The organism is Aliiglaciecola sp. M165 (assembly GCF_007197995.1).
GTDB lineage: Bacteria > Pseudomonadota > Gammaproteobacteria > Enterobacterales > Alteromonadaceae > Aliiglaciecola.
The window spans coordinates 109759-128673 of record NZ_VKKH01000008.1; the positions used below are offsets into that span (position 1 = coordinate 109759).

The window sequence follows — 18915 nt, forward strand, 5'->3', positions numbered from 1 at the left end:
AAACAGCATTGCAAATAATTGATCCGCAACTATGAACCGTGCATTTCATGCTCTACCCACTTCTTGGATTTTAGCTTGCATCGAATTTAGCGGTTTTATAATCGCTCGATTACTTTTTCAGACTATCAACAGCAAGTTTTGGTGACCTGTCCGATTTAAACAATCCCCAATTTTTCTCTGCAATACCATCGGGTTTGTCTTCTCCACCTTTCCATTTTTCATCAAAGGCTTCAAAATAGAAGGATACAATTTTGTTTTCTAACAGCCATTGACGATAGGTCTCAAAAAAGACTTTTTGTGCTTTTTCGCTGGCTTCTCCAATGATCAAACGTTCATCGCCATTGGTACTAATCGAGCTAGTTGCCCAACCTGATTCGCCAAGTACAATTTGTTTGTTAGGATGTAATGCCTTGATATCATTAAATGTTTTCTCAGTCCAAGCAACTGCGTTGTCGAGGGTTTGTGAATTCCACATGGCATAAGCATGCAAAACTATATAATCCAAGGCTTGAGCAATGTCCTGGCTCCAGGGTTTGTTCCAGAAATTGTAATCGTCGGCCAGCGTCACCGGAACCCTAGTCGCATTTTGCACCTTTTTAACCCAGGAAATGTACTTGGGAACATCTTCGGGTAACAACTTATGTGCAGACCAATCAACAAAGATTTCGTTTCCAAGGTTAACGCTGACAATAATATCTTTGTACTCATTGGCCAAGCGAATGACTTCTGAAATCTGTTGCTCATTTTCTTCAGCGGTTTGCGTTGAAGACAGCCACGCACCTTGCACGACTCTGACCGGAAGTTGGTGCTTGCGGATCACTTTTAAAACTTGTTCACTGGCCGCGTCCGCAGCATACATCCGGATTAGGTTCCAGCTGAGATCCCCGTTATGCGTTAAGATCAGCATATCTTCCAGAATATCCTGTTCAGAAGAGACACTGCCTTTACCCGGACTCTCCCCATCGCGGTAAGACCCATAGGCAATGCCCAATCCAATCCACTGTTCTCCAAGCATTGGGTTGAATACTTCAGTTGTCGTCGTTGTACTGTTTTGCTGTTGAGCCATACTCATCGCCTGAAAATGAAAACCAAATATTCCGAAAAAGAAAGTGATAACAATTAGCTGTCTCATATAGTCTCGCCCAAATTTAGTTTTGTTATACCAAGTTAATATCCCATCAATCCACCGCGCAAAGATATTGGCAAGCTTTTTTCGCTATAAAGGACTTTTTATCAGGTTATCAGGGCAAATTTAGTGGATAAACTCTACCCTAGCGAACCGATGAAAGATTTGAGCAATTTGATAAAACCTTGTTTGCTATAGTTTGTAATCTAGGCTGTTGTCCTTTCTCATCTAATGTGGGACTTTGGCAGCAAGGCGATGATGTGTTGACTCTTCATTGGCATAACTTTGGGATATATTATTCATGCATTTGATGGACAGGGCCTTTTATTTTACCGAGACAGAGGCAAGCCCAAAACATGTGGCGGGTCGTATCCTGTTGCATGCTCGTGAAAATAGCGAAAACATCGTCAACCTGGTTACCAAGTTGCGCTCTTTTACGCAAGCCTTTACGCCATTTAATTGTATCGTGAAAAGTCGTTTGGGCTGGCCCGTTAGGTTGCAAAGTGTTGCGCAACTGAATATGGAATACCACATTCAGTTGCATAACATTGCTGACACAGAAAACGCTGCGCTGGTTGACGAGCTCATTGGTCAATTGCATCAATCTTTGCTGGATCGGACACAACCCCTTTGGCAATGCCATGTTATTTACAGCGAATCTAGTCAAGTCTCTATCATCTATGTAAAAGTTCACCACGCGTATGGTGATGGTGTCATGTTGCTCAAACGAGTGATGGGGAGTTTTAGCGAAAAGCCAAATGAGCAACTTCGGCCATTTTGGACGATGGAAAAAGATCGCAATAGAAAAGAGCGACGAAAATCACCGTTTAAAAGGTTTGGTTATCATCTTGTTAGCTTTTGCCGCTCGACGTATCACATGTCGATTATTTTACTGTCAGTTGTGGGCAAAATGCTCAGACTAACCAATAGGTTTTTTACTTTACCGTTTAGCGCCAGTAAAACTCCAATAAATGGACAAGTCAGATATGGTCGCTCGGTCGCGACTCTACAAATACCCTTGGCCAGAATGACTAAACTCTCTCGTCAATCTAATTCGTCAATTAACGATTTATTGTTGACTTGCAGCGACCTTGCCGTAAACCGTTTTCTGCGCGAATTGGGTTTTGCAGCAAAAGATCCACTAGTGTGTATGATGCCAATTAATGTTCGCGCCCAAGGTGACGAAAGCGAAGGAAATAAAATCGCCATAGTGCTTTTACCTCTTGCCAAGCAAGATTCAGATCCCCTCGACAAACTCGAACAAATAAAACACTCTGACAGTCAAGCAAAGCAAATTGCCCACCGATTCACCCCCTTGTCACTGATGCACTACACGATGTTCTATCAGTCATTAGGGATCCTGTTCGAGATATTAAAATTGTTTCATTGGTCCCGTCCAATTAACAACTTCTTACTTTCAAATTTAAAAGGACCAGAACAAACACTCTATCTTGGTGAACATCAAATCGCGTCTGTGCATCCCATATCGATCGTACCGCCAGGAGGAGGGTTTAATATTTCGCTGATTAGTTATCAGGATAATATCAATATTGGTGTTGTAAGCTGCAGTGACTTAGTGAAGGATTGCCAGCCACTGGGCGAATATTTCAACGAGGCCTTTAACACGCTGGAACGCTTATCTGATTTGAGCTAAATGCGACACTATAAAGTTGCATATTTTACGCATAGAGTAGGGTGGATGGAGAGTGTTTTCCTCACTCGTTGTTAAGCATTATAGGATGCAATGAAAACCCAATCGTCAGGCAAAATGTGGAAAATGGTAGCTAAAAGCAGACATTTAAAATTCGGTTGCGGTGACTTATCATGGATTGATAAGACTAAAAGTCTAATAGATACAATACCTTTCATTGCCTGTACGAAAAATAACCAAAAGGCCTTATTAATTTACCGAAAAAAGCGCTAAAATTAATCTTCTATTCAAAGAGGTTAACGGCATCTTTGAAAAAGACAATCTTGGGCTGTATTAGCAAGTGTCGTTCTTAACAGAGGACGCATGCTGTTCACTGAAGTTTAATACAGGAATAATATTTCAGTCGGAGACAGACCGATGAACAAACACATGGAAAGTATCAGTGTCATCATTGCAGTGGAGACTTGTATATATCGAGAAGGAATTAGCCATCTACTCGAACAACATCCAAATATCGTAATTGTTGATAAGGTATCCAATTTCGACGCAGTCTTAAATGCGTGTAATGAGTTTTCAAACGAAACTCATCAAAATCTCGGCCAGAACAGCGACAAGTTGTCTGCAGATTTACTGCTGCTTGACGCTACAATGCCAGGTGCTCTCGACCTTGTCAGCACCGTAAATAGCCAATTCCCGGACGTTCATATTGTTATGTTATCAATGCGCGCGTGTAAAGATGATATGTCCTTATTTGCAGCAAAAGGGTGTCAGGAATTTGTTTCAAGAGAGGATTCAGTTGATGATCTTTTGCACTGTATAGACGCGGCCATCAATGATGGATTTTGGTGCTCGAAGCGCATTGCAAAGCTTTTGTTAAAAGAAGATTCCGTGCATTCATCTAGCCACGTTGGTTCTTTGTTTGACGATGATCTAGGAGTGTTAACACGAAGACAAACCAAAGTGTTAAACCTGCTTGGCACTGGGTTATCTAACAAAGAGATCGCGCGCAATTTGAACATCGAAACGAACACAGTGAAAAATCACGTTCACCAGATTTTGCAGAAGTTGCACGTTAGCACGCGGCGTGAAGCTGCCGCCAAAATACAAAAGAATACCAATAGTTATTATAGCTAAGACGTTTGGTGCTAGGCAGCTAGTCGATTTCTGAATCTTGTTTCACGTGACTTAGACTCAGCGATTTGGTTCGTATAAGTTATACATAGGGTTCAAAATGGTCCTAAAATGGAACTATAGCAGTCGGTTATGGTTCCTAATTCCTGCCTTTTTTAGACCTTAACTCCTACTTGTCTGAGCGCTATCGTTATGCTTTTTGGTTTATCATCATGGTTTTTCCGCAAGGGCAAATTGGATGTGACTCTAGTAACGGTTGGGCTAGCAACCTTGATGCGTGACATACTGAATAGGGCATGGAGTGAACAGCGAGCAAATGTCTCGCTGATCCAGCATTATTCAACGTTGGATGAGTTTTTACGCATTGGGTCTGAGCACCCACCTGAGGTTATGGTGGTTGAATCATCGGCAGAAGAGCTGTTGCGAATACAATCATTATTACCTGTTTCAAATGTTTTAAGGATCCTTGACTTGGGTAAGTCGTTTGAATGGCATCGTCCACATTTACCCATGGTTAAATACGGTCAATTGACCTCTGAACAGCTGATTCACGTTATTTTGATGGCGCAACCATAAAATGATTTTGCGCAGAGAATTGTTGATGAAAATCATCTACTGTCAGACTTCGAATGTTGCTTATGGGTTGTTCACCAAAATCACCGACTAATTTAGATGGACCCACAATGTTTAGTTGTCCTCCTAGACTGCGCAAAATGTTTGCCAGTTTAAAGGAAGCTGCTTTCACCCTAGGGAAGGTGCCAGTGTCGTGCTTTCGGGTGTCCCCCGGATCAAAGCGGCCGAGGGTATAGTCAAACTCACAACCATGCCAAAAAAGCGTTCTACAGCCTAAATACAGGGCCAGTTGTGAGGCAAACAACATAACCGAACAATTATGATGAAAACCAAAGCTGATATTGGTTGAAATACCATCCCCGCGACGGATCCTCACAAAGTCTACCTCATCGGATAAATGGAAAGTATCACAATACCCCGCGTAGACATGGTGACTTCCTTTAGCGGCACATAAATACTCACTTGCCCGGGCATCGGTTAAAAATCTGCGGTCACTAACACAATAAAAATCTGCATCTCTGCCGATAGATTTATGCAGTAGAGACGCCGCATTGACACTGATGATTTTATTCTGAGCTATGAGAGATAATTCAGTCGACGTAACTGAAGGGCCATTGCCGATGATATGGCACACATTCTGGCGCCAACTATTTCTTTTATCCAATAATTTTCGCGACAAGCTGATAGTTTGCGCAAATTCGTCGGATGTCCTAGGAGATTTTTTACCGGTTAACTGATATCGAACTGGGGCAATGGGTTTTCTGCACATAATTTCAGTTTTTATTGGCGTTCTCGTCTTAGTTGGCGCAACGGACAATAAACCGTCTCTTGTCTTTGTCTGATGTCCATATATCTCCTGGTAATAGATTTGGGTGTAATGAGACAAGACTTTCTCCGGGGCCCAATTGTCTATCATCCATTGTCGGTTTCGCGTTTTCAAAGGCGTCAAATCTTGATTGGCTAAGCTTCCCAATATGACTTCTAGCGAATCAATCGGCGTGTTTTGCCAGGGTAATTCAGAGATGTTCGAACCGGTAATGTCACTGAGTAGCTGGATAGTCGTCGGGTCTAAATAAGCACAGGTTATGCAGCCTTGGGCCAATGCTTCTAATGACGTTAGGTGGTAACCACCTGTTACACATTCATCGATAACAAGATCCACCTGACGACGAAGTTCACACAACTTTTGCCAACTCATGTTGGTGACAGTGAAAGCCCGGATAAGTTTTTGTTGCTCCAAGCGGCTAAGTATCGAAGACGTTTCTTTATAGCCTTTCCCTCTGCACGTTTTCGCATAATCAGGATAGCTGTTTATATCTGTTGGAGCATAAAGCACTTTCATTCGTTTGCGCTTTGTAAATGTCTGTTTTGTTAGGGGGGGCACAGAAAAGTCTTTTAGAAAAACATCTAAAGCATTGGGCACTGCAATGGCATTTGGGAAAAATCGCGCCTGCTTTTGGGCAACCACCAAGGTTGTGATGTCATTACGATAAAGCAGATCTCTGCCAGGAAACGCATGTTTGAGCACCTCAGGTTCGGAGTGATATTGCAACACGGCAGGCTTGTTTTTAAGCGCACTCCTAAAAGGTTTCATTTGTGGGCTGTCTTTGTCTAACCAATTGTGGAAATGCACGAAATCTGCACTAGCAAGCAGATGCTGCACCTTATTATTTTCGTTGAGCAAAACGTCTCTAGGGTATCGCCTGCCATTGGTGATTTGAGATGCCGTGATGACTCGACTGTGGTGAGGCGTATACCGATTGAGCATATTGTGCAGATTCCACAAGGCGCCAGCGCAGTTGGTCAATCCAACATGAACAATATTGAGCGCTTGTTTGACCCTAACCACTTTCGCCTTAGATTGATTCTCCGTGTTACTCGTCGAGCTCTGTAGCTTGCCGGACCTATTGGCGTCGAATACGACTAAACTTTGTTTGGGCAAGGAGGTTAACGCACTGTCTTGGCTTAAGTTGAATAGCTCAATCCCATTACTTTGCAATGACTGATATAAAGCACCATATTCTTGGTCAATCTGCTGTACTTTTTTTTGCAAAACGTGCTGCCCCGTGTCGGCAAAAAAATGATTGTCGGTTAAATCGACCCCGATCAAGCCAATACGTTTTGCGCCCATAAACGCCGCCAGACAGACTGCAAAATAAGGGGAGTTTTGCGTGTAGTGGATACCCGACGTTTGTGGAAAGTCAGCCCCTGCTTTAACACCTAGAGGCGTCTTAACAAGCTGACTGTACTTAAGAGGCAGCGGCAATTGAGAAAATACGTATTTGCACCGACTATGTTGCACGTAATGATAACGACCTAGCCTGTATTGGTGAGGAGGATTGAGTGCGACTAAGTAATTGGGCGTAAACAGCCGCCCAACGTCATTTACACCAATAGTGCTGTAGCGACTAGGATGTTTAAGACTAGTTAAAGAAGAGCCGCATCCGCAGACGATGATGTTGCTGCCTTGATGAATATTCCTAAAGACTTGCCAATCCAATTGTCTAACCACCCATTTTAATTTTTTGGGCCTCATGCAAGGTTTTAATACTTGGTATTACTTTTGTCTCCACCGTGTCTTGCCAGTTTTTTAACCCTCTGGCGCCGACATCCGGTGGTGTGTAGGCTCGAATCGCACTGTTAAACGCTGAGCGCGTGGCGAACCCTCCTGATAGTTTGCGAACAGCTTTTATTCTTGTCATCGTTGTACCGGTAAAGATAGAGGGGAAGAAAGGTCCTTTACCGCCGCTATATTCAATGGCACTTAACTGGGTTCCTGATGCGCTGGACAAGCTAGGTGTTTGGCTGGCAGAAAAATCAGGTTTTTCCACAACGGAAACATCCTTAATTTTAGGCTTGTTATCTTTTACCCAGTTTTTGCCACCTTTGTGCAAGTAAAGGCCCGCTTCCATTTTTACCGACTTGGCATAGGGTTTAAAGGTGCCACCGTGGTAGCTGACTGTAGATTTCCACCACACTACATTTTTGTCATTATCGGTCACAAAACGTTTAGCCACAGATTCAAACGAGCGCATAGTACCGGAATTGACTGAATTAGGGCCAGGGACCAGGTTATAAGGCTTGCCTTCGCCACCAATACTTTCGTTAACCAAGTGCATTTGCACCCATTTATTGGTGGCCGTTGTAAGCCCTTTTTGAGCGATTTTCTTCCATCCCGATACGCCTGAATTGATGCTGGTATCTACAGGTGTACTGCCGGCCACTAATTTGCCTTTGGACAGTTTGTCCACCTTAACTGTTGAAGGTCTGGCCGGACCTGAATTACCTCTTGCTGGGCTCCAGACAGGCTCTGGAATGTCGCCAGGGTTAATACCGCCACTGAGTTTGGCAAAAGCTTGTGATGTTGCTGCAACGTCCGCCACCATGGCGTCTTTATCGGATTTTTTAAATGGATGTTTAACCGTATGGGTTTCGGCTTTTTTCTGTTTATCGTCTGCATTATCAAGATGTTTTTGCTGAACCGGATCGGGATTGTCTTTGAGCTGCTTTTTCTTTTCTTGGATGTAACTTTCAACGGTCTGCGGCGTTGAAGCAATCATCATCTGGCCTTTTTTGCCCTTTTTCTTGAAGAACAAGGTGTGGTTTTCGCCAGCCTTGTTTTTGAATTTTTTCTTGGTGTTAAACCAAGAAACCACTTTGTCTTTAAGTTTACCCGCGCCTTTTTTGGCTTTCTTGAGCAAGTTCTTAGCAAATCCAACAATTTTATCGATGACTTTATTAACAATTTTATCGATGGGTTTTCGAATTTTTTTGATGATATTGGAGACCGCTTTGCCAATACCGGACAGACCAATCAATCGGGCCAGGAAGTTTAAAATAATTGGAATGGTCATCGCCAGTGCCGACTCGACTTTAGACGCCGCCGCAGAGATTTTACCGGCGGCAATATTGCCAATAGAATCAAACACGCTTTTGACAAACTCTACGATCCGTTGCCAGTTTTCCACAAAAAACATGATAGTGTTGTAGATGGCTAAAATGGCCTGAACAATGGCTCCAGCCGGATTAAGAAAGCTGAGCAATTTGATAACGGCTTGTTTAACGACATTGACGATTAGCCAATTACGTATGCCCTCCATCACTTGCTGTTTTATCTCGGCAGCTTTTTCTTTAATCATTTCCCATAAAGCAATCGGTCCCTCGGTAATCAGTTTTTTAACAATATCGACAGTGGTCTCGGCGATTTTCACCACACGCTCGCCTAGTCGCTTGACCAGTTTGATCCGGATCCGCTGCCAGGTGAGGCCAAGTATTTGCAGGACCAAACTGAAAATACCTTTAAGGTCCCACTTGTCTGGGAGGGTGATGGGAACCTCAGCCATAGCCCCCGTTAACCAGCTAATCAGGCCAGAAATCAGATGTTTTTTGATGTTGGTAACAAACTGGCCGATGCCTTTTTTGACCGCCTTGATGATATTGCCGATGAAGCCGACTGGATCGGTGACGATCGTTTTAATCACCACTTTACCTTTATTGATAATGCCCATCAGTTGGTCTGTGGCGAAACCTGCTTTTTTCAATGCCCATTCAAAAAACTTAAGCATGGCATTAAGCAGAAGGTTGCCAAGTTTGGATATCAGACCTGACATCTCTTCTTTCATCTTTTCAATTTTTTCTTCGATGGCTTTAATCGCTGCTTCACGTTTTTCTTCGAGTTTTTTCTTCAGCGCTTGTTCTTTGTCGTTAATTTTTTTGTCCAGTGCCTGCAATTTTCCTTTGATGTCCGTCAACGCTGATTGCCCGACTTCTTGCAGTTCGGGGCCTAGAGTTTGCACAAAGTTTTCTATTTTGACTTTGGCCGCTGCGACGATGTCTTTGCACTCCTGAATGACCTTTTTATTTTCTGCTGTGATTTTTTTAACCAGGCCATCAATTGCCGTCACAAAACGGGCTTTTTCTGAATCAAAAATGCCTTTTACTTCGGGCAATTCATCCATCCCAAAGAGTTTGTCTTTTGCCCACAATAAACTGCCACCAAAGCGGTCATAACGGCGTCGTTTGAAGGCGTCCATTCGGCGTTTAACATTGTCTTCAAACGAGTTGGTAGCCGCTTTTTCACCGTTATCAAAGTCTTTCAGAGATTGCGTTTCCAAATTCTCTAACTTTTGCTGAACCGTGGTATTTGCAGTTTCGTAAATGCTATTGATTTGATCGGTGACGGCTTGTCTTTTGAGTTCTAATTTTGATTTTGTTTTAGTTTGCTCTTGTTGCGCCCCTAACAACTCTTGTTGGCGCTCTTGTTGCATTTTTTGCTTTTCGCTTTGTTCTTCCTTGGCCAGCTCTTGAGCGACGGACTGTTTTTGATCTTGTTCGAGTTTTTTAACCTGTTTTGGGCCCTCCTTGACATTTTCTTTGACTTTTTTGCGTTCCTTATTCGCCTCGGCTAGGTCACCCTCATCGACCATTTCCAGGTGTTCGTCCTTGATTTGTTCTTCTTTGAGCATATCGTCGGATTCGCTTTCGAAGTTGCTCATGTCAGTGTGTTCGTCTTGCACTTCGCCGACCATGCCCGCACCCAGATTAAGTGCCTCGGTTTCAGGTGCCTGTTCAAGTTCAGGCAAGGGTTCAGCTTCAACTGCTGGGGCCGGCTCTGGACTCTCTTCTATTTCCTTGTAAGTGCTTTTGACCTCAATGGTATCTGCGCTGACAACACCCTTTACGGCTTGGCCGACTGCTCGGCCTTTACCTTCTTCCTTGAAGCTGTCGACTTCTTCCAAAGAAGAAGGAATAGCGTTTTCTAACGCGGTGTCGAAAGCCTGTTTTGATCCAGCTTCGTCAGGCTCAGGTGCAGATTTATTTTCGACTTTATCAACTTGTGATGCGTTTGCTCTGGATTGACTTTCATCCGTTGGCGCGACCACAGATTTTTGGGTGTCCTGGAGTTTTTTATCCGGAGACTCTTTGGTTTTTTGATCGTCTGCGAGCTTTTTAATGCCTTGGCTTTTGGCATTGAATGCAGCTTGAGTCGCTTTTTTCAAAAAAGCGCCCACATCGCCTGAGGATGCACCTTTGCCTTTAGTTTTTTTACCTGAAGATTTGGCTGCTTTTTTGCGCAGTTTTTTAGCGCCTTTTTTTGCTTCTCCTTTCTTACTATCTTCTTTTTTTCCTTGTTCTTTTTTGTCGTCTTTTTTGTCAGCATTTTCAGCATCAATGGCAGGTGCTTTTTGATCTAACTTTGTACTTCCGGTATCGCCGTTAGCTGGGGGCGTATTTGCGCCTTCCACTTGAGAATCAATTTGCTCAATCTTTTGTTCAGTTTCTTGTTCCTTTTTAACGGTCTCTTTATCAGTAGGGTCGGGAACAGGTTCATTGCGTTTTGCGTTGTTTTGTTCAATTTTTTGTTCGGACACTTTTTGCTCAGCGCCACCTTGTTGAACCACATGAGTCAATTCGTGGGCGAGTAGGGTCTTACCACGAACAGAATCAGGTTCGTACTTACCGGCGTTGAAAAATACGTCTTTACCGTGTGCAAAGGCCTGCGCCTTGAGGTCGCGATTCATCGCGACAGCGTCACCATCTTTGTGGATTTTCACATCTCTAAAATCGACGCCAAAGCCTGTCTCCATTTGAACGCGAGTCTCATCATCCATTTTTTCGCCTTTGCCTTTGTTGGCAAAGAGTTTTCCTTCTACCTGGTTCAACTCTGGGAATTGTTTTTTATCTCGCTTGTTAGCCCTTGCATCGCTTTTCGTTTGAACGGTCTCTTCTTCCTCTTGGCGCTGGATTTTCGTCTGGGGTTCATCCTCCTGCCGCTGGACTTTGGTTTGGGCTTCTTCTTCCTCTTGGCGCTGGATTTTTGTCTGGGGCTCATCCTCCTGCCGCTGGACTTTGGTTTGCGCTTCTTCTTCTTGACGCTGAATTTTCGCCTGGGGTTCTTCCTCCTGACGCTGGATTTTGTCTCGTTTAGTTGTCTCTTCTTTTTCTTCTTCTCGGCGCTGCAATTTAGTGCGCGGTGCGCTGTCGGCTAACCTTGATATCATGGGGGCTTTGGTGGCCGTTGCAGCGGCTTGATTTGGGGAGCCTCCACGAGTATTTTGGCTGCTAACCACGGTATCAGCCACGCGGTCAGCCTCTTGTTCATGACTATCATTGCTGCGACTAACACTCAGTTTTGTTTGCAACCGAGCGCCTGCGGCTCGGGTTGAGTCACTTGGTTGGGAGTGAGTTTTTGCCGCTGATTGCATCATAGTCTTAAAGCGTTTTGCCCTCCTTGGTTAATTCCCTGCGAACACCGGTGACCAGATCTTCAAATTTCAAATCCTTGGCTTCATTTTCCATGGTCACCAATGCGGCATAACGCACAACATTCATAATTGAGCCGCCAGCCAACTCATACCGGTCGGCGAGCACCGTTACGTCCCATTTCATTTCCAAATGAGAAAGCATACTCAAAGCCCCTTGCCAAAGCCGTTTTCGCTCTTCTTTGTTGGGCATCGGGAAGTACACAACCGCCTGGAATCGGCGCATGAAAGCATCATCTATATTGTGGCTAAAATTAGATGCGAGGATCACCACACCAGGAAAATCTTCGATTCGCTGCAACAGATAGGATACTTCTTGATTGGCGTAACGATCGTGTGCATCACTAACATTAGTGCGTTTACCAAACAACGCATCAGCCTCGTCAAAAAACAAGATGCAATCCATTTTCTCTGCGGCAGCAAAAATCTTATCCAGATTTTTTTCGGTTTCACCAATATATTTGGACACCACCGACGACAGGGCAATTCGATATACATCGCGCTGTAATTTTTTTCCCAGCAGTGTTGCAGTAAGTGTTTTCCCTGTGCCGGGTGGCCCATAGAATAGTGTTTTGTAACCGGGTTTGAGACGTTTCGCTAACCCCCATTCTTCCATTAATTTTTGCTGGTGTTTCATCCACATGATCAGCTCACTGAGCTGTTCGCGGGTTGTAGTGGGTAACACTAAATCATCCCATTCCATTTCAGTTTCAATCAATTTTGCCGGGAAGTCTTGACTGAAGTCAGGTTTGTTTAATTCTCCTTTAGTTAAATAATCGACTATCTCGTTTGAGATAGTCAGTTGGCCACTAAGCTTCGGCTCACCGCTGGGCGCGGGCTCCAGGGTGATGATATTGTGCTTGGCAAAAAAGTGATCACGCTCAAATAGTGCCAAATATTCAAAACGCGCATGTAAATTGGCTCCAGCCAATAAAAACATGGCGGTTTCTCCGGTGGGTAAAAATCCACTGTGTAGTTTTCCTTGTACACCACCAAATTCAGTAAAACCCCGCTGGTTGGTTGTATTGAGCATGAATAATATGTCTAACAATTCTGGCCTGACGTGCGGCGTAAGCACGAGGACAATAAGCAATCTCTCTGCGATGGTCATTTGGTAGTGATGGATAAAGTTGCCATAAATCGAGTCGTTGGGATCAAGATCAGGTGGCTGAATATCAGTTTCGATATCGGTTATGGTTTCCTTGGTGCGATCTTCGATACGGGCCATCAGCATCGCTGAAAACCAATTGAGTTCTTGGTCCAGTGTTTTTGCATTACTTGCTACTAACGTCATCGTGTCCACTATTTTAATCCATCGTTAAGCGCGTTTTGTGCCCTGATACGCCTGACCTGATGCTCACCATTCCACATAGATCGGTCCCTCCATCCACTTGGTCGACACTACGCCGATACTCCAGGGTAATTTTTCAAGCAACACGTCATAACCGCTGCGTTCTATAAACATATTCCAGTGGTTGTCGTGCCGTGTAAGTATTCCCTGCCGTTGCAAAAACGCTTGTTTGAACCCGCCAGCGGAGGTTTTGCCCAAACCCTGCCAATGGTGTAATACGCTATTTATTAACTCGCTACAGGCACGCCTTTCTTCTTTAGTCAGTTTGATTTTTACTTCTGTGGGGAGGTTAAAGGCGACGCCGCACAACAATTTGTTGAGCAATAATTGATGTTCAATGAAGGTGGTTTGCCCACTGACAAGATATTCTGTGAGTAACACTGCACGAATTCGTTTTTCAAAGGTTGAAAACTCGCCATCTTTGGTGAGTGCAACATCGCGAAAAAAGTGCCCTAAAAATGGCCAAAGCAACACAAGCCCCGCGTTATTGACGTAGAATTTCGCATTCTGCAATTCGGTGGGTAGCTGCTGGGCATTATTTAGCTCATCTAGGTCAGTTTGTATTGCTTCGTATTGCTCAGTTGAGGCTGCAGCTATATTGAGCAGGCCAACATCGCCCATTTGAGAAAGGGGGACGTCTTTTGTGTCTAATGGGCTCTGCTTGTCCTGCTCAGACGACCTGCCTTTTTGCGATTCAGTCAAATTGGGCGCCATTTCAGTGTCTTTTTTGACTGAGTCGAGGCTAGCCCCAATGTCAATTTGTGACAGAAACTTTGTTATTTCTGGGATGAATTCCCACTGCCTGGAATGGTTAGCATTGAATAATCTCACTAGTGCTGCAATCGATGATTTAGGCACCTGAGTATCTGTTCTGATAATGTCTATAAATTGCCTAATGTACTGCGGGCTAAAAGTTATGCTTTGGCTATTTTGATTGCTGTATTGATTATTGGTGGTGATTAACAGTGCCGTCGATTTCGATGAATTGGTTAGCCAATTCAGCACCTTTGTCTGAGCGGCTTTCAAAGTCATAAGCATTGCGGCTAGTTTATCACCTTGACGGCTACCTTTTTTCAACCAAGTTTTCAGCTCAGTGATATAGGCCTGCAGAGCAGTCAGTGGCAGTTGTGATTGTCGCTCCATTGCTTTTAATAGTTTGCTGACTTGGTCAGGGTTGAGTTGCTGGATCAGTCTGAGATTCGGTGCGAGGTTTTGCAAAGTGCCAAGACGACTTATTAATACCTCGGGTGTTTTTGTGAAAAGCTCGTCGAAATGGGCTTGAATATCCCAATTTGGGTTATTCTCCCACCAAGGCAATACGCCATGATCTAGATAGAAGAGCAACAGGTCTTGCGATCGTTGCACGTTGTCTTGAACGATGACGTCGGTATTCGGCATGGACGTTATACCATCGCTTTCGCTTTGCAGATGTAGATTTTGTATAAAGTGACTCAACTGTTCCTTCAATTTCTGTGCAAATTGCTGTTCGAAGTTTTCATCCAGCGGACAATCACCCAATTCCAGCGTTAGCGTGTCAATGTTGATGCAAAGGTTAGGGGGTACGTGTGCATCAAACACATCATTTAATTGTTGGGTCAGAACGTTTTTTTTAAGCCCATCAATGCGGGATTGGGCTTGCTGGGCAGAATACTGATCGCGAACTCGCAACTCTACACGTTGTGTCCTGATCACATGTGTTTGAATTTTTGTTACAAAGCTGTCTTGCGAATTTGCCATTGTTTATTCTGCCTTCGGTTAAACCCTTATTTAGCGCATTTTTTCCATAACCTCGGTAACACTGTTGGTTTTAATTGCATTGTTAAGCTCGCCCCAATCCTTTTGCACCTCTGCAAAATCAATCTTGGCTTTATTCAAATGACTACGTATCGTTGCCAACCGCTTTTTATCCGCTTCTGTCATAACATCGCCTTTTTTCAGTACTAATCTATCCATATAGCCATAGGCCGCCATTCTCATAAGGTTTTGGACCGCTGAAACCGTAGCCTGCTGTGCTCTTGGAATGGCTTTGATTAGCTCTTCGTTTAAGGATTTATACGTTTCACTGATTTGTGCTTCACTCACAGACATATCTGGCGAGAGGTTGAATACAAAGTCGTCGGTTGTTGCGACCAGTTTCTTCGTTTTTGCAGGCCCATTGGCAATTAATGAATCGAGTAGTGATGCCTGTTTGAACTTGTGACTTTTTAACGACGTTGTAACGATTTTAGCTGCTTCTTCGACGCTGACGCCGGTGTTCTCGGCAAGCAATATCCCCCAGTTTTTGCGGCCTTCAAGGGCCGCAATCCACGCGTCTATGCGAGGTGCCTCAGCCACTGCCCTTTGCATATTTATATCAATCTGATGGCTCTGGCTTGATTTCAAGCTGATATTACCGCTATTAGGTGCAAAGCCAGGCACTGTTGCTTCTACAGTGGTATTGCCTGGGGGCAGTTGGGCAAATTGGCTCGGAGAGCCTTGTTGCTCGAAGGTTTGTCTTTGCGCTGTGATCACTTTGACACTGGCATTTTTAAGCTCTCTTTGACTATTATTGTCAAATACGTTGACCTTAAGTTTTGCTGGTTTTATTCCTTCCATTGCTTGGGGAGTAATTGTGACGGTGTCATTCACTCCTGCAACAATCACATTCTGGAATGCGCTGTCAAAATACCCCTGAGCACGGGCAACGATTGAAATAGTGCCGGGAGTCAGATCGGAAATCGTTATCAAGCCTTTGTCATTTTTTGCATTGATAGTGGATTTTTCTACCGTAGTGACGCTGATTTCGGCATCGAAAATGTTTTCTTCGGTTCGTATATCAATCACCCGATATGAGACAGTTGCTTTAGGTTGTGGTTGCGGCTCTGGGGTCTTGTCGGGCACGGCAGGTGGTAAAAAATGAATAATCACTTCGCCAATATCTTGCTCTTTGCATTCATTGTGCTCGTCAATCAGTCGGTATTGGAAACGGTCAACCAAATGTGGCAGTGGGGCTTCATGGGAATAAATAATGCAGTGGTCTTCTGTTAACTTAAGTTGGCCTTCGAGATGCGTTGTTTCACTGATTAGTTCTATGCGTAGGTGTTCCAGGCAAACATTCATGGGGACGTCGCCTTTAAACGATAGGGAATGACTCATTAGTCCAAAATCGTTGCCCATAACGTTGATCACCCGTTTAACCGGCATATAAACTTCTGCCTGTTTTCTGATATTCACATCACGCTCTTCTTTGCTTAATTCTGCTTCTCTTTTAGCCTCTTCCGCGCGAGCCAACTCCCGTTCTCGTTTTTCTTCTTCTGTTTTTCCTAATACCAGTTCAATGGACTCTATGTCGGTAATCGCCAGAGGAGGAAGGCAGATTAACTCGGTTGGCTCGATACAACAGCAGTGACAATTTTCTGATGCAAAATCAGCAACAATGCGGTTTTCATCGTCATAAATCAGATATAAGGTGCCGCCTTTGGGGACGCTGAACAAAGGTTCCAACCCATTAAAATGTGACGCATAGTGTTTTAGCCAGGGAGTATTGGCTTCACGCATGGCTTGGTAGTATCGACTCAGTCCAGCCATAGCCGATATTACGCCGGTATGTCGCAAATTATTCAGCAGCATATCAAATTGGTTGTCGTAAGGATCAAGCACTCGAGTACGTTGGAAAACCTCACGGCGGATAGGTGTTTTTATCAGGTTGATTTTTGGTAGCAAAAGCAGCCGTGCATTCACGATTAGTGCCTGCATGCTCAGCAAGTGGGCCAAAAGCGCTTTGTATTTTGCCAGCACGATCTCAAAATTCCAGGCACAAATTTTTGTCGGTAAGTAGGTCAGCAGAATATCTATATCCTGCTTAAGCGCGATGATGTTAGTTTTTAACCAGACAAAAAAGGACAACTTGCTGATGTCTGGTGCGGCTATTGCGGATTGCATTTTTTCGCGAATAATTTTCCGTTCCAGCCTGGTCACGGCCTCTGCAGCTTCTTCAACTGACGCTTCTGGTTCGTGATCAAATTCATCGTAATATTTGAGAATCGATTCAGCGTATCCTCGCAATCCCATAAGATCCTGCATCAGTTGCGCGCGCAATATTTGGTAGTCAGATGCAAGGTATCCCATCTCACAAAGCATTGGCTCATTGCAGCGCATGTCACCCCATTTTTGAAATACATCGTACAGAAAGACTTGGTTACTGAAGATTTCTTTTCGCTTAGTACCCAAATCCGCTAGGTCTTTTTCATCAAGTTGTTCGTCGTAAAACCTTTCGCTGAATAAAATATGATACTCGCCTTGCAGGGCGGCTTCTTTGGTCAATGCTTGTTGTATTTTTTGTGCAAGCTGCTGTTGGGCTTGTTGTTTTTCATCAGTCAGGAACAGTGGCTGTACACAAAACTCCAAGTTTCGCTGATGCTGGTAGGCTTGGATCTCTTGGAGCGCATCGTCTAATTGCATTGATAAGTGGCCGTCAACACGCACAATGTCAGCCTGATTGTATAAGGTGTCGAGCTGAATGTTTGGGTCGTTCTTGTGATCGTATGCCCATGGTGCAGCATTAGTACAACACTCGTCAGCGCGCCAAATGTTTAGCACTTTTTGTTCTGCTGCGAAGTACCAGGGAATACCTCTTTCACTTAAAGGTTTATCCTGACGACTGCTTGGATAACACTGTAGTTTTGGTGAGTTGGCTAAGTCATTTAAATCAGGCAGTGCCTCAACCAGACAGGTTAAACGTTGATAAAGCGCTCGAACCTTAGGTAAATCACCCTGCATGACGTTGGCCACAGCTGCCGGCATAAATTCATGACGGAAGTGCTCTTTACCGCCGGTATGTCCCAACATTAAATGGCGCGGGAAATCCAACTGTAAACAGCATTGTTTAATGAGGGGGCAGGCGGAATCCATGAGTTCGTTATGAGCAGCCACGATGATTAAAACAACGTCATAAATGTATTGATTAACCTGGTCTGCCGTGGCGTTTTGCATGGCCATCCAGTTCTTTAGATCTCTTATCCAAGATGATGGGTCCTCAAAGCCTAATAACTTGGCACAAAGCCCTGTAGATGCATGGAGGCTATCTGCCAAAGGCTCGGCTAAATCCCTTACTATATTTAAATAAACTCCGTTGATATCAATTTCACTTTCTACTTTGTTTAATGTGGTTTGTGTATGGAAGCGAGGAACCTGAATATGTTGCAAAGCAGGTGGGCAGGTAGGCAACTCGGCTAACACCGAATCAGGAACAAGCAAAGCCTTTATTTGATATTGATAATTTTGCCCTTTGTCATCACAGTCGGTTACCAAGCAGGATTCTAACTCAATAATTTGTTTTTCCAGGTACAGCACCAAAATGCTGTCGGTAAAGACCTGGGCGTTGATTGGCTTGATTTCCAACAAGTCACCGTTTGCATCGACCAGTTCTAAATTAGCCGCTTCATCTTCGGTGAGTAGTTGGCGGATCCCTTCTACCTGTCCTACTTGGCTGCCAGTTTTCTGCCAAGGCTCATAAATTGGAGTGGGGGGCTGCTCTTCAGGATCGATAACATCAGGATCCCAGTAGGGCACGTAATGACTAAATTCAACGTCATCGATTTTTAGCAAAAAACCTTCACTGGACAAGCCATAACCGCCATCAATTTTTATGCGAGTTTTTCCCACATTGATGTCCCAATGCAGTCCACAAATGATCCCGGCACCGGTGAGTTTTATCCTTGAAAGTCTTTGTTGAGCGTCTAGGTAATCAAACAATTGGTTCAATTGAGTACTGGTCAGGAGCTGATTACTCACGAAGTTTGGATGTTTATAAATGGCTGTACTCATGCTTTTCATACCCCTT

General features: G+C 44.1%; 9 protein-coding genes. 3 read left to right on the plus strand and 6 right to left on the minus strand.

The window, feature by feature from the left end; all coding sequences use genetic code 11:
• Positions 1 to 109 precede the first annotated feature (109 nt).
• Entirely contained in the window at positions 110 to 1132 is a 1023-nt protein-coding gene (locus FM019_RS16875; protein WP_260681653.1) for a glycosyl hydrolase family 17 protein, read from the minus strand.
• Positions 1133 to 1427: 295 nt separating this feature from the next.
• On the opposite strand from FM019_RS16875, the gene FM019_RS16880 reads away from it, so the two are divergent.
• The 3 genes from FM019_RS16880 to FM019_RS16890 all read left to right on the plus strand — a co-directional run bounded on the left by FM019_RS16880 (position 1428) and on the right by FM019_RS16890 (position 4484).
• Positions 1428 to 2780 (plus strand): wax ester/triacylglycerol synthase domain-containing protein, encoded by a 1353-nt coding sequence (locus tag FM019_RS16880; protein WP_143837138.1) that lies wholly within the window; start codon positions 1428 to 1430, stop codon positions 2778 to 2780.
• 414 nt (positions 2781 to 3194) lie between these two features.
• A complete protein-coding gene (locus FM019_RS16885) occupies positions 3195 to 3911 on the plus strand; it encodes a response regulator transcription factor (RefSeq protein ID WP_143837139.1) in 717 nt (238 codons plus the stop codon).
• 189 nt (positions 3912 to 4100) lie between these two features.
• Complete coding sequence (locus tag FM019_RS16890; RefSeq protein WP_143837140.1) at positions 4101 to 4484, plus strand: hypothetical protein; 384 nt, start codon at positions 4101 to 4103, stop codon at positions 4482 to 4484.
• Here FM019_RS16890 and FM019_RS16895 read toward each other — a convergent pair.
• The 5 genes from FM019_RS16895 to FM019_RS16915 all read right to left on the minus strand — a co-directional run bounded on the left by FM019_RS16895 (position 4462) and on the right by FM019_RS16915 (position 18899).
• On the minus strand, positions 4462 to 7017 hold the full coding sequence (locus FM019_RS16895; RefSeq protein WP_143837141.1) for a glycosyltransferase family 4 protein: 2556 nt from the start codon (positions 7015 to 7017) through the stop codon (positions 4462 to 4464). The two genes, FM019_RS16890 and FM019_RS16895, sit on opposite strands and share 23 nt — an antisense overlap.
• Positions 6986 to 11689, minus strand: a complete 4704-nt coding sequence (locus FM019_RS16900; protein ID WP_143837142.1) for a DUF4157 domain-containing protein — start codon at positions 11687 to 11689, stop codon at positions 6986 to 6988. Before FM019_RS16900 ends, FM019_RS16895 begins: the two co-directional genes overlap by 32 nt.
• Before the next feature lie 4 nt (positions 11690 to 11693).
• The gene (locus FM019_RS16905) at positions 11694 to 13037 is read right to left on the minus strand and encodes an ATP-binding protein (RefSeq protein ID WP_143837143.1); all 1344 of its coding nucleotides are present in this window, start codon (positions 13035 to 13037) and stop codon (positions 11694 to 11696) included.
• Between the two features lie 63 nt (positions 13038 to 13100).
• Entirely contained in the window at positions 13101 to 14831 is a 1731-nt protein-coding gene (locus FM019_RS16910; RefSeq protein WP_143837144.1) for a contractile injection system tape measure protein, read from the minus strand.
• A 30-nt stretch (positions 14832 to 14861) separates the two neighbouring features.
• On the minus strand, positions 14862 to 18899 hold the full coding sequence (locus FM019_RS16915; protein WP_143837145.1) for a collagen binding domain-containing protein: 4038 nt from the start codon (positions 18897 to 18899) through the stop codon (positions 14862 to 14864).
• Between the last annotated feature and the right edge of the window lie 16 nt (positions 18900 to 18915).

Bases quoted from the DNA above. Each gene is read 5' to 3' on its own strand.
- FM019_RS16875 (WP_260681653.1), bottom strand. From the start codon at position 1,132: ATGAGACAGCTAATTGTTATCACTTTCTTTTTCGGAATATTTGGTTTT.
- FM019_RS16880 (WP_143837138.1), top strand. From the start codon at position 1,428: ATGCATTTGATGGACAGGGCCTTTTATTTTACCGAGACAGAGGCAAGC.
- FM019_RS16885 (WP_143837139.1), top strand. From the start codon at position 3,195: ATGAACAAACACATGGAAAGTATCAGTGTCATCATTGCAGTGGAGACT.
- FM019_RS16890 (WP_143837140.1), top strand. From the start codon at position 4,101: ATGCTTTTTGGTTTATCATCATGGTTTTTCCGCAAGGGCAAATTGGAT.
- FM019_RS16895 (WP_143837141.1), bottom strand. From the start codon at position 7,017: ATGAGGCCCAAAAAATTAAAATGGGTGGTTAGACAATTGGATTGGCAA.
- FM019_RS16900 (WP_143837142.1), bottom strand. From the start codon at position 11,689: ATGATGCAATCAGCGGCAAAAACTCACTCCCAACCAAGTGACTCAACC.
- FM019_RS16905 (WP_143837143.1), bottom strand. From the start codon at position 13,037: ATGACGTTAGTAGCAAGTAATGCAAAAACACTGGACCAAGAACTCAAT.
- FM019_RS16910 (WP_143837144.1), bottom strand. From the start codon at position 14,831: ATGGCAAATTCGCAAGACAGCTTTGTAACAAAAATTCAAACACATGTG.
- FM019_RS16915 (WP_143837145.1), bottom strand. From the start codon at position 18,899: ATGAGTACAGCCATTTATAAACATCCAAACTTCGTGAGTAATCAGCTC.